Source organism: Hyphococcus sp. D3-15, assembly GCF_055809375.1.
The window spans coordinates 1,780,001-1,803,857 of record NZ_CM147910.1; the positions used below are offsets into that span (position 1 = coordinate 1,780,001).

Annotated in this window: 18 protein-coding genes and 1 tRNA gene (1 of these 19 only partly in view); 14 read left to right on the plus strand and 5 right to left on the minus strand. The window is 59.3% G+C overall.

Annotated features, from left to right (window positions below; translation table 11 throughout):
* The 3 genes in view from AC0L8G_RS08840 to AC0L8G_RS08850 are tightly spaced (at most 2 nt apart) and all read left to right on the plus strand, a layout consistent with a single transcriptional unit that may run on beyond the window.
* On the plus strand, nucleotides 1-101 hold the end of the coding sequence (locus AC0L8G_RS08840; protein WP_473388429.1) for a sterol desaturase family protein. It extends 907 nt beyond the left edge of the window; only the last 101 of its 1,008 coding nucleotides appear in the window; the start codon falls outside the window, past its left edge; its stop codon occupies nucleotides 99-101.
* Between the two features lie 2 nt (nucleotides 102-103).
* Nucleotides 104-1,570 (plus strand): MBOAT family O-acyltransferase, encoded by a 1,467-nt coding sequence (locus tag AC0L8G_RS08845; protein ID WP_473388430.1) that lies wholly within the window; start codon nucleotides 104-106, stop codon nucleotides 1,568-1,570.
* Nucleotides 1,545-2,525 carry a hypothetical protein gene (locus tag AC0L8G_RS08850; protein WP_473388432.1) on the plus strand — a complete coding sequence of 327 codons (981 nt, stop codon included), beginning with the start codon at nucleotides 1,545-1,547 and terminating at the stop codon, nucleotides 2,523-2,525. Before AC0L8G_RS08845 ends, AC0L8G_RS08850 begins: the two co-directional genes overlap by 26 nt.
* Before the next feature lie 8 nt (nucleotides 2,526-2,533).
* Here the strand turns inward: AC0L8G_RS08850 and AC0L8G_RS08855 are convergent, their stop codons facing one another.
* The gene (locus AC0L8G_RS08855) at nucleotides 2,534-3,577 is read right to left on the minus strand and encodes a sterol desaturase family protein (protein ID WP_473388433.1); all 1,044 of its coding nucleotides are present in this window, start codon (nucleotides 3,575-3,577) and stop codon (nucleotides 2,534-2,536) included.
* Nucleotides 3,578-3,734: 157 nt separating this feature from the next.
* On the opposite strand from AC0L8G_RS08855, the gene AC0L8G_RS08860 reads away from it, so the two are divergent.
* Nucleotides 3,735-4,448 (plus strand): class I SAM-dependent methyltransferase, encoded by a 714-nt coding sequence (locus AC0L8G_RS08860; protein WP_473388434.1) that lies wholly within the window; start codon nucleotides 3,735-3,737, stop codon nucleotides 4,446-4,448.
* A 123-nt stretch (nucleotides 4,449-4,571) separates the two neighbouring features.
* On the opposite strand, the gene AC0L8G_RS08865 is transcribed toward AC0L8G_RS08860, so the two are convergent.
* Nucleotides 4,572-5,720: a pyridoxal phosphate-dependent aminotransferase gene (locus AC0L8G_RS08865; RefSeq protein ID WP_473388435.1), complete on the minus strand. Its 1,149-nt coding sequence runs from the start codon at nucleotides 5,718-5,720 to the stop codon at nucleotides 4,572-4,574.
* Between the two features lie 1,290 nt (nucleotides 5,721-7,010).
* Here AC0L8G_RS08865 and AC0L8G_RS08870 point away from each other — a divergent pair.
* The 3 genes from AC0L8G_RS08870 (at nucleotide 7,011) to AC0L8G_RS08880 (ending at nucleotide 12,097) form a co-directional block, all read left to right on the plus strand.
* The gene (locus AC0L8G_RS08870) at nucleotides 7,011-7,904 is read left to right on the plus strand and encodes a sulfite exporter TauE/SafE family protein (RefSeq protein ID WP_473388437.1); all 894 of its coding nucleotides are present in this window, start codon (nucleotides 7,011-7,013) and stop codon (nucleotides 7,902-7,904) included.
* A gap of 69 nt (nucleotides 7,905-7,973) precedes the next feature.
* Complete coding sequence (locus AC0L8G_RS08875; RefSeq protein ID WP_473388438.1) at nucleotides 7,974-9,125, plus strand: pyridoxal phosphate-dependent aminotransferase; 1,152 nt, start codon at nucleotides 7,974-7,976, stop codon at nucleotides 9,123-9,125.
* A gap of 398 nt (nucleotides 9,126-9,523) precedes the next feature.
* Nucleotides 9,524-12,097, plus strand: coding sequence for a TonB-dependent receptor plug domain-containing protein (locus AC0L8G_RS08880; RefSeq protein ID WP_473388439.1), 2,574 nt, complete (start codon nucleotides 9,524-9,526; stop codon nucleotides 12,095-12,097).
* A gap of 96 nt (nucleotides 12,098-12,193) precedes the next feature.
* On the opposite strand, the gene AC0L8G_RS08885 is transcribed toward AC0L8G_RS08880, so the two are convergent.
* Nucleotides 12,194-12,270: transfer RNA gene (locus tag AC0L8G_RS08885), tRNA-Arg, on the minus strand.
* Nucleotides 12,271-12,558: 288 nt separating this feature from the next.
* Between AC0L8G_RS08885 and AC0L8G_RS08890 the strand changes: the two genes are divergently transcribed.
* Genes AC0L8G_RS08890 through AC0L8G_RS08910 form a run of 5 tightly spaced genes read left to right on the plus strand, consistent with a single transcriptional unit; the run spans nucleotide 12,559 to nucleotide 20,331 of the window.
* On the plus strand, nucleotides 12,559-17,511 hold the full coding sequence (locus tag AC0L8G_RS08890) for an alpha-2-macroglobulin family protein (RefSeq protein ID WP_473388441.1): 4,953 nt from the start codon (nucleotides 12,559-12,561) through the stop codon (nucleotides 17,509-17,511).
* Complete coding sequence (locus tag AC0L8G_RS08895) at nucleotides 17,508-17,648, plus strand: hypothetical protein (RefSeq protein ID WP_473388442.1); 141 nt, start codon at nucleotides 17,508-17,510, stop codon at nucleotides 17,646-17,648. Before AC0L8G_RS08890 ends, AC0L8G_RS08895 begins: the two co-directional genes overlap by 4 nt.
* Nucleotides 17,645-19,573, plus strand: coding sequence for a penicillin-binding protein 1C (gene pbpC / locus AC0L8G_RS08900; RefSeq protein ID WP_473388443.1), 1,929 nt, complete (start codon nucleotides 17,645-17,647; stop codon nucleotides 19,571-19,573). Before AC0L8G_RS08895 ends, pbpC begins: the two co-directional genes overlap by 4 nt.
* 10 nt (nucleotides 19,574-19,583) lie before the next feature.
* A complete protein-coding gene (locus AC0L8G_RS08905; RefSeq protein ID WP_473388445.1) occupies nucleotides 19,584-19,823 on the plus strand; it encodes a hypothetical protein in 240 nt (79 codons plus the stop codon).
* 52 nt (nucleotides 19,824-19,875) lie between these two features.
* The gene (locus AC0L8G_RS08910) at nucleotides 19,876-20,331 is read left to right on the plus strand and encodes a hypothetical protein (RefSeq protein ID WP_473388446.1); all 456 of its coding nucleotides are present in this window, start codon (nucleotides 19,876-19,878) and stop codon (nucleotides 20,329-20,331) included.
* A 68-nt stretch (nucleotides 20,332-20,399) separates the two neighbouring features.
* Here AC0L8G_RS08910 and AC0L8G_RS08915 read toward each other — a convergent pair whose 3' ends face one another.
* A complete protein-coding gene (locus AC0L8G_RS08915) occupies nucleotides 20,400-21,077 on the minus strand; it encodes a CarD family transcriptional regulator (RefSeq protein ID WP_473388448.1) in 678 nt (225 codons plus the stop codon).
* Between the two features lie 58 nt (nucleotides 21,078-21,135).
* Between AC0L8G_RS08915 and AC0L8G_RS08920 the strand changes: the two genes are divergently transcribed.
* Entirely contained in the window at nucleotides 21,136-21,558 is a 423-nt protein-coding gene (locus AC0L8G_RS08920; protein ID WP_473388449.1) for a hypothetical protein, read from the plus strand.
* 266 nt (nucleotides 21,559-21,824) lie between these two features.
* Here the strand turns inward: AC0L8G_RS08920 and fdxA are convergent, their stop codons facing one another.
* Nucleotides 21,825-22,163 carry a ferredoxin FdxA gene (gene fdxA, locus AC0L8G_RS08925; protein ID WP_473388450.1) on the minus strand — a complete coding sequence of 113 codons (339 nt, stop codon included), beginning with the start codon at nucleotides 22,161-22,163 and terminating at the stop codon, nucleotides 21,825-21,827.
* A gap of 314 nt (nucleotides 22,164-22,477) precedes the next feature.
* On the opposite strand from fdxA, the gene AC0L8G_RS08930 reads away from it, so the two are divergent.
* Nucleotides 22,478-23,851, plus strand: a complete 1,374-nt coding sequence (locus tag AC0L8G_RS08930; protein ID WP_473388452.1) for a diguanylate cyclase — start codon at nucleotides 22,478-22,480, stop codon at nucleotides 23,849-23,851.
* The last annotated feature ends 6 nt before the right edge of the window (nucleotides 23,852-23,857 follow it).

Here is a 23,857-nt window from a genome sequence, read left to right on the forward strand (position 1 = left end):
AGCTCGGCACGCTACGCGCCCTATATGTCCGTCCCCTCCATCGCGCATTTGCGTTGCTGGCGCCTAAACAGGCGGCGCCCGTTCCGCCACCGGCGGAATAGCGATGTTGTTTTCCTCGCTGATATTCCTGTTTGGGTTTTTACCGCTGACACTCGCGGCGGTTTATGTTGCGTCTAAATTTGCGGGACCGCGCAGTGCGGCGCCGGTGTTGCTGGCGGCGTCGCTGATTTTTTATTCGTGGCAGACGCCGATCTATTTGTTGTTGATCGTTGGCTCGATCGCGGTCAATTTTCTGATCGGGCGATTGCTCATGCGCGCTTCTTCGCGCGGCAAACTGATTCTAGGCGTGGCGTTCAATCTCGCATTGCTCGGCTGGTTTAAATATATCGGTCTCTTCTCATCCACATTGAGCGACATTGCCCATGCAAACCTTACGATTGAAGGGGTGATTTTACCCCTGGCGATTTCCTTCTTCACCTTTCAGCAGATCGCCTATCTGGTCGATTGCCGGGAAGGGAAGGTCGAATCATATGGCTTTCTCGACTACGCCTTGTTTGTCGCTTTCTTTCCGCAATTGATTGCAGGACCGATTGTCCACCACAAAAACCTGACGCCGCAATTTTCCGGGGCGCGTTTTGCGCGATTCATGCCTGATGATATTGCGGCGGGGTTGTTTTTGTTTTCCATCGGGCTCGCCAAGAAAGTGCTTATCGCGGATGGATTAGCGCCATTGGCCGACGGCGTGTTCGATGCGGCGAGCGACGGTTTCGCTATTGGCCTTGTCGAGGCGTGGACAGGCGTTCTCGCCTACAGCTTTCAAATCTATTTCGACTTTTCCGGTTATTCCGACATGGCGCTGGGATTGGCGCTGTTATTTGGCGTCACCCTGCCGATGAATTTCAATTCGCCCTATAAAGCGACTAGTATTGTGGATTTCTGGCGCCGCTGGCACATCACGCTGTCGGCGTTTCTGCGGGATTATCTCTACATTCCCTTTGGCGGTAATCGCAAAGGCGGCCTGATTCGCTATCGCAATTTGTTCATTGTCATGTTGCTGGGCGGTCTTTGGCATGGCGCGGCGTGGACATTTGTCGCCTGGGGCGCGCTGCACGGCGTATTTCTTTGCATCAATCACGCTTGGGACAAGACTTTGGGCCGCCGCATCGCGCTGGGCGGTCACGCGGCGACGGGAATCACCTTTGCCGGCGTCGTGCTGGCCTGGGTGTTTTTCCGCGCTGATTCGTTTGCATCCGCATTTGCGGTGTTTGGCGCTCTGTTTGGCGCGCACGCCAATGCTGCGTCCGTTCTTCCCGCGGCGACAGCGTATTCCTATCCGATCTTGTTTATCGCGGCCGCCATTGTCTGGGTGGCGCCCAATGCGCTTGAGCTGTTGGAAAGAGCGCGCAAGGGAGCGCTGTTTGCCGGAACGGATATTTCCGCGACGCCCGCGCCCGCTATCGCTTTGTCTCGCGGGGTCTCCGTCATGGCGGGGCTCGGCGTGCTTGCTGCGTTTTCTATTTTCGCTTTGATGACGACGGGTTCGTATGAATTCATCTACTTCCAGTTCTAAGGCGCTCATCGCCGCGTTTTTCGCCGCCATCGCGCTGACGCTGGGCGCGGCGCTTATGGCGAGCGAATGGCTGGTGCGCGCGCAAGTGGCGCCGGCGGATACGCTTGTGCATCATGTGTCACTGTTCAATCAGACGACATCGCCATTTGTTGCGTTCGGAGACAGCCATGTGGCGCGCGGCTTCGATGCGGCGGGGCCCGTGGTCAATCTTGCATACCCATCCGAGAATATTGAAAAAATGGCATGGAAGGCTGCGCTCTATCTGGAGCGCAATCCGTCACCGAAAGTTGTGATGCTTCAGGCGGATGCTCATTTGTTTTCTTCTTACCGTACGCAGGCCGGGTTGGATGACTATCGGGAGGTTTTTTCCGGCCAACAAAAATCTGTGTTTCTGGCTTTGAGTGATCGCTATCGTTCGCAATTACTGCCGCTATGGCAGGCCTTTATGCGCGGCGGCGGCAAGGTTGCATCAACTATTGAAACCACGCCGCAAGGCGCGTTGTTGTCGCCGGGAGATCTGTCGCGCTGGAGCGCCGCGGAGAAGTTTGAGTTCACGCGGCAGCGCGTTGCGCTACATGTCCCCGAGGTTGGATTTCTGGAAGGGCGGGCGGTGGCGGCCTATCGCAAGATGGTCGCGGATTTCGTCGCCAGCGGCGCGGAGATATGCCTGGTGACCTTGCCTTTGTCGCCTCTGACCCGGAAAATGATCGAAGATCTTCCTGCTGATGAAAAGAGCCGGTGGGATGCCGCGGACGCCTTCTTCCAGGCGCTCGCGGGTGATCCGCATATCCGCTATTTCGATCATCGCGCGCTTTATGACGATTTAGCTTTTTATCGCGACCCGGATCATTTGAATAAAGCGGGCGCCATCGCCTATGGGCCGGTATTGCAGGACGCATGCTTTAACGCGGCGATCCGCAAAGGCGCGTCCATAGCGCTACAGTCTTCGAATTGAGTATGCAGCTATGACGTCGCTGTCGGCGTTGGAGATTTGAGCGGCTGTGTGCGGCCGGCTTTTATCGCCTCAAGGCTCTCCTGAAAAGGAACCAGATAAGCGTGTCTCAAAGTTGGGTGGGCCTGCTCCAGCGGCTGGCCTTGCGCGTCGGCGACGCCATATTTCAGCTCTTCATAGTCCTTCGGGACATAGAGCGTGCCGAACATCCAGTCCCAAAGCGCGAAAATCTCTCCGTAATTTTTGTCATGATGGCGAACGGCGCAGCTATGGTGGATCTGGTGCTGGGCGGGGCTGATCAGTATGCGGCTCAATACAGGACCGTAAGAAAGCCAGATATGCGAATGGCGGAGATTGGCGCCGGACCAGAAAAAGATCGCGTAGAATGCGCTGACCCCGAAGATGACCGCAAAGCTGGTGATGCCGAACAGGGCGAAGATCAATCCTTGCACCGGCCCCACAATAAACGCGTTCGATGCTGCGCGCAGCAAATCATAGACGGGGTGTTTGCGCGCAAAAGTGAGCGGCGTCATCGTTTCTGCGCTGTGATGGAGTTTGTGGAACGGCCACAATGTCGGGTTTTCGTGGTGAATACGATGCAGAAAATAGGTCGTGAGGTCGCTGGCCATGGTCACCGCCAGCGTGGCGGCGACGATTACGGCCGCTCCTGCGGCGGTTTCCGGGTTCGGATTTGCAGCGTCCGGCCCAGCGACCAGGGTTGCGACACTGTGGGCTGCGATGATTGTCGCGGCGCGTGAGATCGCACCGAGAAAAGGCGAGAACAGTTTGTTCGCCAGCACGACCTTCAAATCCACCAGCGAGGAGCGGCTGAAATAGATCGCCGGTTCGAATAGTCCGGAGAAAATCCCGCCTTTGCCGCGCTGGCCAAGATGGCGTCGGTTGGCGAAATTCGCAGCGACAGCAATGAGGACGGCGACGGCGAGATAGGGGAGATAGAAACGGGAATTCGGGCCGAACAAGCCCTTCAGGCTGGCGAACACGCCATCCGCGAAGGGGCCGAGCCATTGCGCCGCAAATATTCCTTGCTCCGTCATGGCGCTATTCTATGGAGCACAGGCTGAACAGACCGTGAATGCCCCGGATAATGGCCGCCCCAGAGCGGCGCCGTAGGGGGTTTGACGGCGCGCCTGGCTTGGTTAATGAAGCGTGGAGGCGATTGCCAAAACGGGCGGATTATACAAAGAATGGGCTATGGGCAGGGGCGCATATATCTGGATTTTATTGGCGGCGTTCGCCGCGTCGTGCTCTGGCGGCGATCGCGAGAGTGTTTCGCCGAGCGCTGAGGGTGAGATCGGGGCCGTCAGCGAAGAAGACGTCCATATCGATGTCTGGCTTGAGCGGATGGAGGTCGGCAGTCGCGAACTCTATAGCGCGCGGGAATCCGTGGTTGCTGCGCTCTCGTTGAAAGAGGGCGATGTCGTTGCGGATATCGGCGCCGGCACCGGGCTTTACGCACTTATGTTCGCTGAACAGGTGGGGGCGTCGGGCAGGGTTTATGCTGAAGATATTGAAGCCCGCTTTCTCGACCTGATTAATCGGCGTGCGGAGGATTCCGGGCTCGACAACATCACGGCCGTGCTGGGGCGCGAAAACGATGTGACTCTGCCGGAAAATTCGATCGATGTGGTGTTCGTCGCAGACACATATCATTATTTCGGCGACCGCGAGGCGGTCATGAAAACCGTGTATCGCGCATTAAAGCCCGGCGGTTCATTGGTGCTGGTCGATTACGACCTGAAAGCCGGAGAAGACCGGCCTGCTGAGAAGTCCCATGTCCGGTTCGGCCGCGCCGGCGTGATTTCCGAAATTGAATATGTGGGATTCCAGTTCGCCGCTGAAGAAGAAGTCGAAGGGCTGGAAGACAACTACTTTTTACGCTTCGTGAAGGCGGAAGCGGAAGGCTGATCGCGAAAACGCGGCTCTCTCGATCCGGCGGAATGCCCGCGACGCCAATTCTTGCAAACATGTACCGCATTTCAGCTGCATGCGGGGCCTGCATAAAGGGCGTCGCGGAGAATGCGGGCGCGCCTAGGCGCCAGCCGCTTCCGGCAGGAAGGCGCAGAAGCGCTCAACATCTTCTATCTTGCCCATGGAGACGCGAGTCCACTCATTGTAATCCATATATTGGCCGCGAACGATGATCTTCTTGGCCTCCATGGATTTTTGAATGTCGTTCGCCTCCTTGCCGGACTTGAAGTAGACAAAGTTGGTTTGCGAAGGCAGCGTTTCCATGCCCAGCTTTTTCGTGACGTCGAGCACCATTTCGCGGGCCTCGACAATTTTTGACTTCGAGTAAGTCAAAAACTTTTCGTCATTATAGGCGCCGATCGCGGCGGCGAGGCCTGTGCCGGCGATCCATGACATGGCGGTGCCGCGGATCTTCTCCGCAATCTCCGGCGAGGAAATCGTATAGCCGACGCGCAATCCCGCCATGCCATAAATTTTAGAGAAGGTGCGCGAGACAATAACATTGTGTCCTTTTTTGACGAGGTCGATGCAGCTATTGCCTTCAGGATCGTCCGCAAGCTCCATATACGCTTCGTCGACAAGCACGGTTGTCTTCTTCGCCATGCGTTTGACGGCGGCTTTAAAGGGGCCTTTTTCCGAGACCATGCCTGTCGGGTTGTTCGGATTGCAAAGCTGCACGAGGCCGGTTTCTTCGGAAACCGCCGCTTCGATCGCCGGCATGTCGATGCTCATATCCGCCGCGAGGGGTAGGCGGGTGATCTCCGCCATGCCGAGCCGGACAGCGTAAAGCGCCGTGGTGTCCCAGAACAGGCGCGGCGCGACAATCGGGCCTTTCGGTCCGTAGAGCACGGCGATCGCCGACAGCGCTTCGCCTGAGCCCGTCGTGATGACGATCTGTTCAGGGGCGACGCCGTGGCGCTCGGCAATCATTTCCGCAAGCAGAATGTTGGCCTGGCCGGGGTAATACGCGCCCTTTTTGCCGGCATATTCGACCATTTTGAGCGCCGACTCCGAGGGGCCGTAGGGATTTTCATTTCGCGCCAACAGCGCAATGTCGTCATCGGGGCCGAGCAGCGCATGTTCGTGGGCGAGCACTTCCGGCGGAAAGGCTTCTTCCTTTTTCAGCATGGCGGCTTTTGCGCCGGCGCCCGCGAGCGATGCGCCGACCGCGCCAGTCAGCATCAGTCGACGGGAAAGTTGGAAAGTCATGAGCGGATCTCCTTTGTTCGTAGAAAGATTATGTGCAGGCTCACCGACGTTCAGCCTGCTAATGAATAGGTGAAGAAGACCGTTGAATACACAACATGACGTCGCTGACGATCTGGCTTCAGCTTGAAAAGAGGGGTGTTGTTCGTGCGCGGAAACGGGTCTTGCGCCGCGCCGCGCAGGAATGATGAAACGGAAGAACCACACACAGACATGACGTCTTACCCCGTATTGCTACAGGCCCCCCGCATCTCTGCGGCATGGCGTTTCCTGTCCCGTACAACTTTTTATGGTTTTGAATAAGCGTAATGCAGAGTCGTAAGCTTTGCACCTTTTTTTGTCGTGTTGAAGTGAACACACATTTGATCCGTTCCCGTCATGCCACAGTAGGCGGCCGCATTGTCACGCTAATTTGATCGGTTCGTCGCGAGGGCGCGCATGAGAGACGTCCGGTCGGCGGCGGCGTCCGCAGGCGGATCATCCATCGGAAAAATGCACAACAGGGCGAAGCTGCGAGGTTTCGGGAGTGATCTGGCGGGGAATTGGAGCTTTTATCCAATTCATTGGGGCATGCGTTTCCGGTGCTTGTGCCGGCTGGTTCCGAATTTAGTGCAAAAAAACGCATGGAATCTGCGCTGCGGTCAGGGCGCTGACAATACCTTTCACGCATAGATAGCGGCGAATCAGTGCCGCCGAAATGGTCCGGTCGTGGGTGGTTCGCCGAGTAACGCACTGTAACTGAATCACATCGCGCAGTATTTCTTGCGCCTCACCGAGTGGAAAATGACAAGAAGACACAGGAAAACTGCATCATCAGGGCGGCTTACCGCGTCACATGTGGGGCGTGGGACACAGCAGGAAGTTGATGCGCGTTACAGGCGATCCGAACTTGCGCGAAAAAAAATCCTATGTAACTCTTTGTGGGCGGACGACTTTAGAAAAAGGCGCCGTGATTCCTAGGAAGGAAATGTCTGCATACTGTAGCGCGGCAGCGTTGCTCGCACCTATTTGCCAGCGGGTCGTTTTTTAGGGCGGCTCGCGTATGTGGAATTTGCCAATGCTAACAACGCCATTCGTCAGGTCTGAAGTCCATCGCCCGCGACGTCATCAAGCCGCCGTTCTACATTGCCCATGTATGCGGTTTTGCGCCGGGGGCGTGGATAATGGGGATGATTGATACGCTGGCGGCGCTCGATTGGGCTGAGATTTTACCGACTTTGATCGCGATGCTGGCCGCCGGGCTTTTCGCCGGATCTCGCTGCCGGGATATTCGGCATTGGCGGCGGTTTTGTTGTGGTTCCTGCCCTTTACGCCATTTTCACTTTGCTTGGCGGTGATCCATCTGTCACGACCCATGTGGCGATCGGAACGTCGCTCGGGACGATTATCGTTACATCCTTGCGCTCGGTTCAGGCGCACGCAAAGCGCGGCGCGGTTGACTTTGATGTCTTGAAAAGCTGGGCGCCGTGGATTGTCGTCGGGGTTTTGCTCGGGTTGGTCTTGGCGAAGTCGATTGACGGGAAATCCCTGACGCTGGTTTTCGCCATCGGCGTCTTCATCATGGGATTGTACATGATGTTCGGGCGCGCCGGGGCGCTGAAGGTTTCAGATACGATGCCTACCGGCTGGTTGCGCGCGGCGCTGGCGACCTTTGTCGGGTCTTTTGCGTCGCTGATGGGCATTGGCGGCGGCACATTCGCAATTTTGGTGATGACGCTGTTCGGCAAGTCAATTCACAGCGCGATCGCGACGGCTGCAGGGTTTGGTTTCATCATCGCGATCCCGGGCGCCATCGGCTTTATGGTCATCGGGCAAGGCGTTGAGGGTCTGCCGCCAGGTTCAATCGGTTATGTGAATGTGATTGGACTGGTCGCTATCACGGCGATGACCGCCCTGACCGCGCCAGCGGGCGCTTATGTGGCGCATAAAATGGATCCGGTGCTGCTGAAGCGTGTTTTTGCGACATATCTGCTGCTGACAACCGGCGTGATGTTCTTCGACGCCTATCAGGCGAGGATGCATCCGTCGGGGCCATATTTCGCGGAAGCGGCGACGCTTGAGCATTTCGCGCGCGCGGTATCCGAGCAGGATTATCAAGCGCTTTCCGGCGCGCCGCCGGAAGAGGGGCTTTCTTATTATGAGCCGCCGTCAAAACCCGAAGGTGAAAATGGCGGGGCGCAACATTAGGCCGCGGCGCGCCAGTTTGGCGGCGGGCAGATGAAACGGGCAGGATATAAACAGCATTGAGGGGCAAAAATGACGGGGCCGCATAAAAACGCCAAAGGACCAACGCGCCGGAACTTCGTGGGCGCGTCAGCGCTGGCGGCCTTGGCGCCGACTGTGGCGCTCGGCGCCCAGTCGGGCGGGTTGCAAGCGGGCAGGTCCAACGCGCCGGCGCTTGGTCCGGCGCCAGGCATCGCGCTGCTGTCACGCAATGAAAACCCCTACGGCCCTAGTGCTAAAGCGGTTGCAGCAGGCTGTTCCGCGACCGCGCAAGGCGCCTTTTACGCCGACCGGTCGCTTCTCTTTCTAGTTGACATGATCGCAGAGCGGCACGGCATTCCGCGCGATTTTATCAGTGTCAGCGCCGGCTCCGGTGAGGGGCTGTGCGCGGCGGCGCAATCTTTGACACGCAATGGCGGCGCCATCGCCGCGCCGCAATTATTCTGGGATACGACGGTCCGTTACGCCGTCCGTCAGGGCGCGAAGCTCGTCACCGCGCCGATGAAAAGCGATCTCGGCATTGATCTTGATGCGCTGGAAGCGGTGATCGACGATGATGTCAGTCTGGTCCATATCACTAACCCCAATAATCCAACGGGCATGCTGCTCGATCCGGATGCGCTGCGCGCCTTCATTCTCAAAGTTGAGGGCAGGGCGACGGTGCTTGTCGACGAAGCCTATAATGAGCTGACCGACGACCCGGACGCATCATCGATGATCGATCTGGTGCGGCAGGGAAAGAATGTCATCGTTTCACGGACATTTTCCAAAATATACGGCATGGCTGGCTTGCGAGTCGGTTATCTGATGGCGCGCGCAGATCTAACGGCGCGCATACGCAGCAACATCATGTCCTGGATCAGTGGGCCGGGACTCGCGGCGGCGATCGCCAGTTATGATGACGAGGCATTTCTCGTCGAATCAAAGGCGAAAATCATTGAGGGCCGGGAAATGGTCATCGATGCGGCCCGTGCGCTTGGTCTTTCTTACCTTCCATCGCAAACGAACTTCGTCTTCATTGATGTGAAGGGCGACGCAAATGCGGTGCGTGACAATATGGAGCGCAGAAAGATTTTTATCCGCGGCGCTTATCAGGGGCTTCCCACATGGTCGCGGGTTTCCATGGGGCGGCTTGACGACCTTTCACGCTATGTCGCGGCGCTTCCTGCTGCGCTAAACGGGTGACGGTTCTGCCACTGCGTTAGCTGCTGCTCGCTTATTCTTGGCGCTTTCTGCCTCACGGAATGGGGCGGGTTTTCCTGTGTCTTCTTAGTCAAGATGGTCGCCATACAGATTATTTAACGGGGGTGCGTTGGCGCAGAAGCGCCTGTGGCATCGGCGCCACCTTCTTGTCAAAATTATAAAATCGTCAAAAAACTGTTGCAGTGCAAAATGTTTTGTAGTCACCTGTTTTTATAGACGTGTGCTGATCAAATGTTCAGTACAGGTTATAACGGTAATGCGATCGCCTTCGGGGGAAGGTGATCGCATTACCGGCTCGATGCCGGTCGAAATGCGGCGGTGAACTGCATTCGACAAGGGGAGGCGACGCCCGCAAATCAAAAAGCTCAGCGGGGGCTCGCATGAAAAAAACTCAGACTACCAATAAATTCAAAAACACCGTTGCTCTGTCGGCATGTCTGGCGGCGATTTCTATCGTCCAGCCTGCATCGGCGCAGCCGGAAGTTGTCGCCGATACGGGCGACCAAGTTGTTGTTACCGGCGTGCGCGGACTTCCGCGATCGGTTCAGGATTCGGCCGTTCCAATTGACGTGTTTTCGGAAGGCGACCTTGAGGGCGTCTCCTACACTGACGTTAATGATATGCTTTTGACCCTGGTGCCGTCCTACACGTTGAGCCGTCAGCCGATCAGCGATGGTTCCAGCTTTATTCGACCGGCCTCCATGCGCGGTCTGCCGACGGATAAAACGCTGGTCCTCGTCAATTCCAAGCGCCGCCATCGCGCTGCGCTGGTGTCCATCGGCGGCTCGGGCACGCAAGGTCCGGATGTGGCGACGATACCGTCTATCGCGTTGAAAAGCGTTGAAGTACTGCGCGACGGCGCGGCTGCGCAATATGGTTCAGACGCCATTGCGGGCGTCATCAACTTCATTCTTAAAGATTCAGCGGAAGGCGTCACGCTGACTGCGCAAACCGGCCAATTCTACGAGGGCGACGGGTTTGAATATATCTTCGCCGGCAATGGCGGCTTCGCTCTTGGCGAAGACGGTTTCGTGAACGTGTCGCTTGAATATTCTCACTCGGACTCAACGATTCGCGCTGAACAATATTGCGAGAGCTGGTTCTGTGTCGAGGACTACGCGATGACAGATCCGACCTTCGCCGCCGGCGTCGCGGATGCGTCGCTATCAGATGGCGACATTGTGCAGCCTTGGGGACGGCCAAACGCCGAGGCGTTCCGGTCATTCGTCAATATGGGCTACACCTTCTCAGATGCGCTGGAATTCTATGCGTTCGGCAATTATTCAGACAGCACCTCTGACGGCAACTTCTTCTATCGTTACCCGGGCAATGGCACGATTGAGGATATTCGTCTCGAAGACGGTTCGGTCTACAATTTCCTCGAGATCTTCCCGGGCGGTTTCACGCCGCAGTTCCATGGCGACGTGACCGATTACTCTGCGGCGGGTGGTTTCCGCGGCGATCTCGGCAACGGGTTTTTCTATGACCTTTCCGGCCGTCATGGCGTCAGCAAGATCGAATATTTCATCGAGAATACGGTCAACCCGTCGCTCGGAGCAGACACGCCGACGGAGTTTTACCCTGGCGACCTCATCAATACGGAAACGCAGTTTCAGGCCGATCTGACAAAAACCATCGAGGCTGGCTTCGCCAGTCCGATCACAGTCGGCTTTGGCGGCACCTATATGAAGGAGAGCTATGAGCTGGTTGAGGGTGATCCGGCGTCTTATGCGGACGGTCCCTATGCCCAGCCGGACCCGTTCGATCTCTGCGACGGCATGACCGGCCCAACAGCTGCGGGCATGAGCGTTGTCGGGCTCGATTGTACGGATCCGGACGATCCGGTCTTTACGGTGATCGGGGTTGGCTCAAACGGCTTCCCCGGTTATTCGCCGGCGTTTTCAGGAAAGTATAAGCGCGACAGCTATGCTTTCTATATCGATGTCAGCGCCGACGTGACCGACAAATTGTTCCTGGAAGCGGCGGGCAGGTTTGAGAATTACTCAGACTTCGACAGCCAGCTGGTCTATAAATTCGCGTCACGATATGAGTTGGTGGATGGCTTCGCAGTCCGCGCCTCATACGGTACGGGCTTTAGAGCGCCGACACCGGGTCAGCAGGGTACGACCAACGTGTCGACGCGCCTGCCGAACGGCTTCCCGGTCGCCACGGGGCTCTTCCCGGCGTCAAGCGCAGTCGCGCAAGCTCTGGGCGCAGATGCATTGAAACCGGAAACGTCAAAAAACCTCGCGGCGGGCGTCACAGCGTCGTTCTTTGACTTTGACCTGTCCGTCGACTTCTACCGCATTGCGCTTGCAGATCGCGTCAATGCGATTTCAACGCAGGACGTGTCGTCGGATCCAATGGCGGGGGCCGCCTATGACAATTATCTGGCGCTTGTTGGCGCTGGCGTTGTCGGGGCGGAATCGATTGGCGGCGTGTTCTATTTCACCAACGCCTTCGACACGATCACAAAGGGCGTCGATATCGTATTGACGACCGATTTCGATCTCGGCGATGCGGGGACGACTTCCATGTCGCTGGCCGCGAATTACAACGAAACCGAATTCGACGGCGATGTGGATGCGTTGTTTAATGCTGAAGATCAGTTCGACTTTGTAAATCAGGATCCGAACTGGCGCGGCGTATTCACTGCCATTCACACGATTGGCGGCTTCTCCGCCTTGGGCCGCGTCAGCTATTATGGGGCATATGAGAATGACAATGGTTCTTCGGGCCGGCAGGAGTTCGGTTCCGAATTCCTGGTGGATCTGGAACTGGGTTACCGCTTCCTCGAAAACTACAAAGTGTCATTCGGCGCCCGCAACATCTTCGACAATTATCCGGACCCCGGCATGATTGGCGAGACTTGTTGCGGTCGTATCTACCGCTCCGACTCAATCGTCGATTGGCAGGGCGGCTACTATTACGGCAAGATTGAGGTTTCTTTCTAAGGGAAATTTCCGGTCACCTTCGAGAAAGGCGGAGCGGCGCAAGCGGCTTCGCCTTTTCCTTTTTGGGCGCGAAGTTATTCCGGCGGAAGTGCGTGCTGGCGTCCCCGACAGGATTTGAACCTGTGGCCCCCAGATTAGGAATCTGGTGCTCTATCCTGCTGAGCTACGGGGACGCGGCAGCGGGGGCAACCTAACGCATGATGCGAAAAAGTGGGAACCGGTTTTTCGTAAAAATCATGCGTAAAACAAGAATCAGCGCCGCCACGCGGGGTTTCGGATATAGCCCCCCAGGGGCGCTGATTTCGCAGCGCGGCAAAACCCGGATTTCCTGACGCCGGACGCCTTAATTTCGCGAAATAGTCGTGGAATCGTTTTCCTTTAGTTGATTAACCGCCATAATTAGCGGGCGGTATCCAGCCCAATCGAAGGCGTGGGGCGCGGTGTTGTAGGTGGGAGACAAGATGATTGCACGCAGACAAGGTGTTTTGGTGGCGGGCGGCCTTTTGGCGGCCTTTGCTGTGGGGATTTTGCTCGGGCGCAGCATCGCGCCGGATTCCGGTTCTCGCGAGGCGCCGAACGCTCATCCCGTCGTCTCAGCCGAAACAAGGGGCAATGCATCGCGCCGTCCATTTCAGGAGCGCCGGGCCGATAACGCAAAACGTCCGCAGGAAGCGCAGGACAAGACGTTCGGGTATCGCCGCCTGCGCCTCGATACCGGGACCGCAACACCGAAAGCCTGCCTGCAATTCAATCGTGAGCTCGATGATACGGGTGATGTCAATTATGACGATTTCGTCCGGGTGACGCCGGCGGACGGCGCCGCCATCGAAGTGGACGGGGCATCGCTCTGCTTAACCGGGCTCGCCTTCGACAAGGATTACAAGGTGCGCCTGCGTGCCGGATTGCCGAGCCAAAAAGGCGAGCGCCTTGAGCGCGCGGATGAGGTCACGGTCGCATTCGGCGACAAGCCGTCCTATGCGGGCTTCGCCGGCGACGGGGTCATCCTGCCGCGTCTTGAAGCCGACGGGATCGGCATTGAAACGGTCAATGTCGAAAAGGTCGAAATCACCGTCTATCGCGTTTCCGACCGGGCGCTGGCGCGCAAGAACATTGTCGCCGGCGAAGCGAGCGGGGAGGACCAGTATTCCTATGTCTGGGACCAGGAAGACGGTCAGGATATGGGCGTCAAGGTCTGGACCGGCGAAGTCGCCACGGCTGGCGATCGCAATGAAACCAGGACCACGGTATTCGCCCTCGGCGCCGCGCTTGGCGAGCTGAAGCCCGGCGCCTATTTTGTGCGCCTCAAAGACGTTTCTCCCGGTGCGGACAAATATCGCGCCGCGCAAGCCTGGCGGTGGATCGTTTTCACCGACATGGCGCTCACAACCTATTCCGGCGCAGACGGCGTAGACGTCTTTGTGCGCTCGATTTCCACGGCGCGCGCCATGGCGGGCGTAGAGCTTTCCCTGATCGCGGCCAATAACGACATCCTGGCGACCGCCATTACCGGCGCGGATGGGCGCGCGCGTTTTGAAGAGGCGGCGGTGAACGGAGAGTATCCGTTAACGCCGCGCATGCTGATGGCCTATGGGCCGCAGGAAGATTTCGCTGCGCTTGATTTTGATCGCGCACCGCTTGATCTGTCTGATCGCGATGTAGGCGGTCGCGCCGCGCCGTCAAAGGTCGATGCATTTGTCTATCTCGACCGGGGAATTTACCGCCCCGGCGAGACGGTCCATGTGTCCGGGCTTTTGCGCAATGATGCGGGCGCGGCGATTGAGGACCGGCCCCTGACGGTGACGATCCGCCGCCCGAATGGCACCGAAGCGGACAAGCGCCGCATCGACAAGCTTGATATTGGCGGCTTCACCTTCGCTTATGACGTGCCGGATTCGGCGCCGCGCGGCATGTGGGGAATTCACATTCACGCGGACGGCCTTGAGCGTGAAGTCGGCAGCGAACGCTTTTCGGTCGAAGATTTCGTACCGCAGCGGCTCGAAGTTAAGATTGAAGGCGACGAAAAATCCCCGATCCGCCCCGGTGAAAAGCGCGAATTCGGCGTCACCAGCCGGTTCCTGTATGGCGCGCCGGCAAGCGGGCTCGCGGTGGAGTCTGAGGCGCGGCTGCGTCTCGATCCCAATCCGTTCCCGGATTTCTCCGCCTATCGGTTCGGCCCCGTCAATGGCCGGTTCGACGAGCGCTTCCTGACCTTGCCCAACACGACGACGGATGCGGAAGGCAAAGCGAGCATCGCGATTGACGTTGCATCTGCGCCAAAGAATTACGGCGCGCCTCTGCGCGCTGACCTTGTTGTTGGCGTGGTTGAGCCCGGCGGGCGCGTGGTGCGCGAAAGCGCGCGCATTCCGGTGCGCCCGGACGACGCCTATCTTGGCCTTAAGCTCGCCAATGACGCCCAAAGCTTCGGTCAGGGCGAAGAGGTGGCGGTCAACGCCGTGTTGCTCGACTGGCAGGGCCAGCTGATCGAAGGCGAGCTTGAATGGCGTCTGGTGGAAGAAGACTATTGGTTCGACTGGTATCGCGAAAACGGCAATTGGCGCTGGCGCCGGTCTTTCCGCGATGTGCTGGTCGCCGAAGGGCGGGGCAAATCCAGCAAGGAAGCGATCGCCAAGCTGGTCAATCAGCGCATTGATCCCGGCACATACCGGCTGACAGTCACCCAGGCCGGCGCGAAGACGAAAAGCGATATCCGCTTTTATGTGGGCTGGCGCTCTTACGCGTCCGGGGCGGACTCGCCGGATCAGGCGGCAATGACGCTGCAGAACGACAAGGTTACGCCGGGCTCGCGCGCGCGCCTGTTCCTCAATCCGCCTTATGCGGGCGAGGCGACCATCGTCATTGCGACGGACAAAGTCCAATTCGTCCAGCGCATGAAGGTCGAGGCCAAGGGCCGCGAGATCATTATCGACACAAAACCGGAATGGGGTGCGGGCTTTTACGTATTAGCGACCGTTGTGACGCCGCGTGATCCCGGTGATCGTCCGGTGCCGCGCCGCGCGATGGCGGTCAGCTATGTGCCGTTCGATATGTCGGCGCGCAAATTGGAGGTGGCGATTGAAGACCCGGACGTCTTCCGTCCGCGCCAGCAACTCGACCTTCCGGTTACCGTCACCGGCGCTGCGCCGGGATCAACCGTCATGATGACGGTGGCGGCGGTGGATGAGGGCATTTTACGCCTCACCAAATTCTCATCGCCCGATCCGGTTGAATATTTTTACGGCAAGAAACGCCTTGGCGTGGATATTCGCGACGATTACGGCCGCATCCTTGACGCCAATCTCGGCGCCGCGGCGCGCTTTGGCGGCGACCAACTTGGCGGTGAAGGGCTGACGGTCGTGCCGACAAAATCGGTGGCGCTGTTTACCGGTCCGGTGAAAATCGGCGCAGGCGGCAAGGCGAGTATTCCGATTGAGGTGCCGGACTTTAACGGCGAGTTGCGCCTGATGGCGGTCGCCTGGTCAAAAGACAAGCTCGGCGCTGATTCTGAAGCGCTTACCGTGCGGGATCCGGTGCCGGCGGAATTGGCGTTGCCGCGTTTTGTGGCGCCGGGCGACACGGCGACAGCGACGCTGTTGATCGACAATGTGGATGGCGCGGCGGGAGATTATGTCGTCTCGCTGGCGGGCGAGGGGCCGATCGATTTTTCGTCTGAGGCCACCTACACGCTGGCGCAAGGCGAGAAACAGACCGCCGCGATTCAGTTCAAGGCCGGCGACGTTGGCATTGGCGCGGTTAACCTCAGCGTCGAAGGGCCCGGCGGCTTCGCCGTCTCGCGCTCCTATCCGATCCAGTCGCGCACGCCGTATTTCCCGGTGACCGAAGTGCGCACCGCCGCGCTTGAACCCGGCGAGACGTTCCAGGTGACCAAGGCGGTGACTGATCCCTTTGTGCCGGGCTCCGCAGATGTGGCGGTGGCGTTTTCGCGCCTCGACGGCATCGAGCCGGGACCGCTGCTGGATGCGCTCTATCGCTATCCTTATGGCTGCACGGAGCAACTGACCAGTTCGGCCATGCCGCTGCTTTTTGTCGACGTCTTGGGCGGTGAAGTGGGCAAGGGGCCGGAACGCGCCGTTCGCCCGCGCGTTCAGAAAGCGGTGAACCAATTGCTGGATCGCCAATCGCCCGACGGCGCATTTGGCCTGTGGCGCGTCGGCGATCGCTGGGCGTCGCCATGGCTCGCCGCCTATGTGACCGATTTCCTCTACCGCGCGAAAGCGGAAGGTTATGCGGTGCCATCTGAAGCGCTCGACAGCGCCTATGACTCGCTGGCCGAGATCGCCCGCGTCGACCGGTGGTATCTGGCGAGCTACCAGACATCCATTCCGCAATTCGCCGACAATAACGATACGCGCGATTTCCTGCGGCGGCGCTCGGCGGCTTATGCGCTTTATGTGCTGGCGCGCGCCGGCCGGGCCGACCTGTCGGATCTGCGCTACTTCCATGACGCGCTGCTCGATGAAACGCCGAGCCCGCTTGCGCGCGCGCAGATCGGGGCGGCGCTCGCCATGATGGGGGATCGGGCGCGCGCCAATAGCGCGTTTGAAAAAGCCATTCAGGCGGTGGGCTGGCAAAATCGCGGCGACTACTACCAGACTAATCTGCGCGATGTGGCGGGCATGGTGGCGCTTGCCGTCGAAGCTGCGCAAACCGATAAAACTGAAGCCCTGGTTGCGCAGTTAAAAAGCGCGATGAAAGACCCGCGCGCCATGCACACGCAGGAAAAGGCGTTCACGCTGCTTGCGGCGCAGGCGCTCCTGCGGACGGCTGATGCGGTGGAGCTTTCGGTTGACGGCGAGAGCCTTGAAGGCCTGCCGCCGGCGCCGTCCTTCACGCTCGACGCCGCTGAAATCGTCAAGGGCGTCGCTTACCGCAATGACGGGGAAGGGCAGATCTTCCGCTCCCTGACGGTTACGGGCGCCCCGACCTCTGCGCCCGCGGCTGAGGCGCAAGGCTTTACATTGACCAAACGCATCGCAACGCGTGATGGCCGCCCGGCGGATTTGTCGACGGCGCGTCAGAATGATCGCTTTGTGGTGGTGATTTCCGGGCTGGCGAGCGACCAGCGCCTGCATCCGGCAGTGATCGCCGACCTTTTACCCGCCGGGCTTGAGATCGAGACTATCCTCAATCCGGAAGATGCGGGCGGAAACGGTCAGAACGGTCCCTATAAATGGATCGGCGCGCTGTCCTATCCGAAAGTCGCAGAGGCGCGCGATGACCGTTTCGTCGCCGCCGTTGATGTGAACGGCAAGAACCGCTTCACGCTCGCTTATGTGGTGCGCGCGGTGACGCCGGGTGACTTCGTGATGCCGGGCGCGGTTATCGAGGATATGTACCGCCCTGGCGAGTTCGCCCGTACAGCGGTCGGGCGCATCTCCATCTCCGCCGCGCAATGATCGCCTTGCGCGACATGCTCAACACACGCTGGCGCCGCTTGGGAGTTGCGGCGTTGGCGGTGGGTTTGTTCATCGCCGTGCTCGACATCGTCTTTCCGCCGCCGCTCGAACGTGCGCGCGATCTTTCCCCCTGGTGACGGACCGCCATGGGGAATGGCTGCATGCGTTCACGACGCCTGAAGGGCGCTGGCGGTTTGAAGCCGACCTCGATGCGATTGATCCGGTCTTTGTCGATCGTCTGATCGCGGTGGAGGACAAGCGGTTCTATTCCCATTGGGGCGTCGACCCGTTTGCGGTCATGCGCGCGGGCTTTGCGTCAGCGAAAGCCGGCGCGGTGGTGTCAGGCGCCTCCACCATCACCATGCAGTCGGCGCGATTGCTGGAGCCGCGCAAAAGGAACTTTGGCGCCAAGCTCATCGAAATGGTCCGCGCGGTGCAGATCGAAAGGCGGCTTTCCAAGCGCGAAATTTTAGAGCTTTACCTGACGCTCGCGCCCTATGGCGGCAATATTGAGGGTGTGCGCGCCGCCTCGCGCATCTATTTCGACAAGGAGCCGATACGCCTGACAAATGCGGAACAGGCGTTGCTGATAGCCTTGCCACAAGCGCCGGAAGCGCGCCGGCCGGATGTGAAACCAGACGCGACGAAAGCGGCGCGGGCGGAAATCCTGCAAAAGCTCACGAGCATTGGCGCGCTAGGCGAAACCTATGCGCATGAAGCGAGCGAAGCGCGCCTGCCATCCGCGCGTCATCCGCTGCCGCGCCGCGCCTTTCATACGGCGCAGCGTCTCGCCCGAACCGAAAAACCCGGAATAATCGCCTCAACGCTGGATGCTTCGCTGCAGGCGCGCGCGGAGAAAATGCTGACCGATTATGTGCGGCAGTTTGACGATGGCGCGACGGCGTCACTGCTGATCGTTGAAAATGACACACGCGCCGTGCGGGCGAGCGTTGGCTCGTCCGGTCTTGACGTTAAGGGCGGCTGGCTCGACCTGACCGCTGCAACCCGCTCGCCGGGCTCGACGCTGAAACCGTTCATTTACGGGCTCGCCTTCGATGCGGGCTATGCGTCGGCCGAGACGGTCATTGACGACATGCCGCGCGCCTTTGGCGATTACGCGCCTGAGAACTTCGATCATACTTTTCGCGGTGAAGTGCGGGTGCGCGAGGCCTTGCAGCATTCCTTGAATGTTCCCGCCGTTCGCGCGCTCGACCGTATTGGCGCGTCACGCTTTGCATCCATGTTGCGCGCGTCAGGGATCAATTTGAAAACCCCTTCGCGCGCGGACAAATCGCCGGGTCTCGCCCTGGCGCTGGGCGGCGCCGGCGTCACCGCGCAGGAGATCGCAACGCTATATGCGGGGCTTGGCTCGGGCGGCGAAATCGCGCCGCTGGTGTGGAAGGCGGCGGAAGAGAAAAATCCGAAGCATCCTTACCGCTTGTTCTCTGCGGTGACGGCGTCGCGCATTTCCGCGATCCTTGCGGGCGCTCCGGCGCTTGAAGGCCGCGCGCCGGCGGATTTATCGCGCAAGGCGACCCGTGTCGCATTCAAGACCGGCACGTCATACGGCTATCGCGATGCATGGGCGGCCGGCCATGGCGGCGGCTATAGCGTTGTCGTCTGGGTTGGCCGGGCGGACGGCGCGCCGCGCTCCGGCGCAACGGGCCGCAAGACAGCCGCGCCATTGCTGTTCGAGATTTTTGACATGCTTGATCGCGACGGCGCCACCGAAGGCGTTGCTGACACAATCGAAGATGATGCGCCGATGCTGGCGCAAGCGCTGACGCGGTTTAATCGCGCGGACGAGTCTGCGCCGCCGCAGATCATCTTTCCCCGCAATGGCGTTGAGGTGTTTCTGGGCGCGGAAACCCGCGGCTTTTCTTTGGCGGCACGCGGCGGCGAGGGCGGTCATCGCTGGTATGTGAATGGCGAACCGGTGACGCTGGAGGAATCCAGCGGCCGGGCGGTCTGGCGCCCCGGTCGCGCCGGATTTTACGACGTCACAGTGGTGGATGAGGCGGGGCGCAAGTCACAGTCCAAAGTCCGCGTCATCGCGGGATGAGGCGACGCCGATGAAACGCCGCGCATTTCTTGCTGGCGTTGCGTCGACTGCGTGCTTTTCCGGCGCCCGCGCGGGCGAGTTGATTTCCAATGCAAAAGCGCTTTCCGGCGATCGGTTCACAAGCGGCGAGGCTGAGTTCCGTCTTGCCGATATTATGGCGCCGCCGCTTTATACTTTGAGCGAAACCACGCCTGCTTACTTCGCGGATCTCGCGCAACGCCCTGCAGGCGATCATCACTGGAGCATTTGAAATAGAAGATGTCTTGCCGGCGACGCGCTGGTCGGTTCGCCGAGTAAAGGCGATGTCGGCGGCCGCGCAGGAGACATTGCAGGAAATGCTTGTCGCACAAGGCGCCGTTCGCGTCGCCCCGCAAAGCGAAGACCACGCATTCATCGCCCGATTGCTGACGCTTGAATCCGTCGCGCGCGATCGCCGCCGCGGATTGTGGGCGCGCCCGGACTATCGCGTGTACAATGCGGCGTCCGCATGGGGCGCGCTAAACTCATATCATCTGGTTGAAGGGGTTGTTCTCCGCGCAGAGCAGCATGGCTCGCGCTTCTATCTGAATTTCGGTGAAGATTTTCGCAGCGACTTTACGGCGGGCGCAGCAAGCCGGCTTTACCGGCGCTGGGTGAAATCCGGCATCGATCTGGGCGCGTTCAAGGGCGCGTCGGTGCGGGTGCGCGGCCTTGTGGAGGCGATCAACGGGCCGTCGATAGACCTTAAACACCCATTGCAGATCGAGCGGTTAGGATAGGGGGTTTTCGCGCAAAAAAAGACGGTCTCACCGAGCGCGCGCGGCGCCCGGTGAACCCGTCTGATGCGTTATGCTGCTGCTGTTGCAGCGGCGGCTGCTGCGGTCGCCGCCGCTGCGGCGCCTGCTTTTTTCTTCAGCACGCTTTCAATTTCTTCGATGGCGTTGCCGAGATCCACATTGCGGACAGCCGCGACTTCGCGGGCCATGCGGTCCAGCGCCGCTTCAAAGAGCTGGCGTTCAGAATAGCTTTGTTCCGGCTGGTCATCGCCGCGATAAAGGTCGCGCACAACTTCCGCCACAAGTTTCATGTCGCCGGAATTGATCTTGGCGTCATATTCTTGGGCGCGCCGGCTCCACATGGTGCGTTTGATCCGTGCACGGCCCTTTAGCGTGGTGATCGCGTCCTTGACGGTTTTGTCATCGGACAAGGCGCGCATGCCGGCGGCCTTCGCCTTGCCGGTCGGCACGCGAAGTTTCATCTTTTCCTGATCGAAATCGATCACAAAAAGCTCGATGGCGATGCCGGCGACTTGTTGCTTTTCAAGGCTGATGATCTTGCCGACCCCGTGAGCGGGATAGACGATCTTGTCATTGACCTTGAAATCCTGCTTGGCGTTTTGCGAAGCGGCGGTGTTGACCGAAGCTTCTGCATCCGCCTGAGGCGCATCTTTGGGCGGCGCCATGGACGGTGTCGGGATCGAGGCGGCCAGGGTGGTTTTACGCGGCGCCTGGCCCACATTCACCATTTTCTCCCGGCGAGGGGCGGCGGCTTTCTTGGCCGCCTTGGTCTTGGGGGCGGCTTTCTTGGCGGGCGCCTTTTTGGCGGCGGCTTTTTTCGCCGGCTTAGGAGCCGCTTTGGTCGCCGTCTTGGCGGCGGCCGGTTTTGCAGCCGCTCTCTTGGCGGGCGCTTTTTTGGCCGCAGCCTTTTTCGCCGGTTTCGGCGCAGCCGCCTTTTTCACTGTTTTCTTGGCCGGTGCGGCCTTGGCGGCGGTTTTCTTCACTGTTTTCTTCGCTGGAGCGGCCTTTTTGGCCGCTGTTTTCTTGGTCTTGGTTGCGGTGGTTTTGGCGGTCGCCTTCTTCACCGTTTTGGGCGCGGCCGCTTTTTTGGCCGCTGTTTTCTTTTTGGCCGGGGCTTTTTTCGCCGCCGCTTTTTTCTTGGTTGCTGCTTTCGTCGCCATGACTGACCTTGTCCAAAATGAAGCCGGCGGATTGGCCGGCGGCATGTAATCGGGGATGCTTCTTAGCAGAAACTGCGCGGCGGGCTCATGCCTGCCTGTTAGCCGAAGCGCTTATCTTAATCGTAAGCCAACCACTTCCTGGTAAAGAATGGTCCGGATAGTTGAGTATATACAAATACTTAAGCGACTTTCTGAAGGCTCCGGCTCAGCGGTTCCCGCTGCAAAACGATCCAAGATTCATCTAGGATGTTAGCACAAAACTTCAACCTAGGCTATGGGGTTGAGAGGTCTAGCCGCAGCGGGAATGACAGGCGCTTACGAGCCCGCGCCGGGCTTTTCGCTGAAATATTTCTCGAGCTTGCCTTCTTCTTCGACCACGTCATCCGCACCCGGCATAGCGTCGATTTTCTGAGTAATATTAGGCCACTCGGCGGCGTATTTCGTGTTCAGCTCAAGCCATTTGTCGGCGCCCGACTCAGTGTCCGGAATGATCGCTTCCGCAGGGCATTCCGGCTCGCAGACGCCGCAGTCAATGCATTCATCCGGATGGATCACCAGCATATTCTCGCCCTCATAGAAGCAATCGACAGGGCACACCTCCACGCAGTCAGTGTATTTGCATTTAATGCATGCTTCGGTCACCACATAGGTCATGGGGGAGGCGCTCCTTACTTCACGGCTATTTTCGCTCTTCTTACCCGCTCGTCGCCCGGACGCAAGCGAGGTTTCCTGACAGGCCTCTCATTTTTCCTTGATTGGGGCGGTCCCCAGGGCCCGGGCCGGAAGCGCCAGGCCATGGCGAAAGGCCGCTGCGGCTGCAGGGCGCGGCGGCGCGGTGTCGGCACTTGTTAACCATGTTGAGACATTCCCGGTTAACTTCAAATGGTTAAACGGTTTGCGATCGTCACGGTATGAAATGCTGCGGCGCGCGGGGAGAGTCCGGCCTCTGGCCAAACCAAGGAATGTCTATGTCCGGTCCCTACTGGAAGTCGCGCTCCCTGCGATTTTGGATTGTCGTCAGTATGATCACCGCCGTCGCGCCGCTCGCGACCTCAGCGGTGTTGGGCTACTGGCTGCTTAACCACGGCGTCATCAACGCTTTTCATGATGTTTCCATGCGGCAGCGCGACCAGGTCGCCGTTGCCCAGGATTTGCGGGTTCTGATCTGGGATACGCTCATTCCGGTCGACGAGTTTGTTGAGGGCGGCGATGCCGGGCTTGCGCCAGCCTATCGCGAGTTGCGCGGCCGCATCGAACTGCAATTTGCTGCGGTCCACGAAAATATGGGCGCGGATGCGGAAGCGGTGACGCTGGTCGAGCGGGCTCGCGATGACTGGACCACTGCGGATGGTTTCGCGACGGAGCTGCTCACCGTTCGCCGTCCGCATGGCGATCCGCAGACGGAGGAAGCGCTGGAGCGTTTCCACGGCTCCATTGAAGCGTCATCGGACAGGCTTGGCGCACTATATGCGCTGGTCGCCGACGCGATTGAGGCCGATCACCAGCGCGCCTTGCGCTATCGCGAACGCGCGATCTGGCTGGCGGGCATTGCGGGGCTTTTGTCGTTTTTGACGATTGTCGGCGGCGTGGTTTTGATCGGACGGGTGCTTTCGAGCAGCGTCGACAAGCTGGTCGAAGGCGCACAATGTTTCGCTGAAGGCGACCGCAATCACCGCATCAATATTGAAGTGCCGCCCGAGCTGCAGCAGGTCGCGAGCGAATTTAACCGCATGATCGTTCGGATCGATGAAACCGAATCGGCGCTTTCTGATCTGGCGCATCGGGACGGCCTGACGAAACTGTTGAACCGTCGCGCTTTCGATGAAGCGCTGGAAGAAACCTATGCGCGTATCCGTCGTTACGGCGAAGAGGGCGCGCTGATTTCGCTCGATTTAGATCACTTCAAAAAAGTGAACGATACATTCGGGCATAGTGCGGGCGACGATGTTTTGCGCGCCGCCGCGCAGGCGATGTCTGCGACCGTGCGCCCATTTGATCGAATTTATCGCACTGGCGGCGAGGAATTTTCCATACTTCTGCCGGGGGCGACGATGGAAACAGCCGCAGAAACCGCTGAAAGATTGCGTGCGGCGGTTGCGGCCGAGACCGTGCCCGTGAAAGGCGGCGAGGATCTGAGGGTGACCGTCAGTATTGGCGTCGCGGAAGCGTCGGGCGGGCTTTCGCCGACGGAGCTTGTAGAGGCGGCGGACGCGGCTCTCTATCACGCGAAAGCCAAGGGGCGGAACCGTGTTGTGCTCGTCGACCGTTTCGGCATGCATGTGATGGACGACCGGAATGCGGCGAATGAGCCATCCCGCCCCATGCAGGCGGTCCAAGGCTGATGGCTG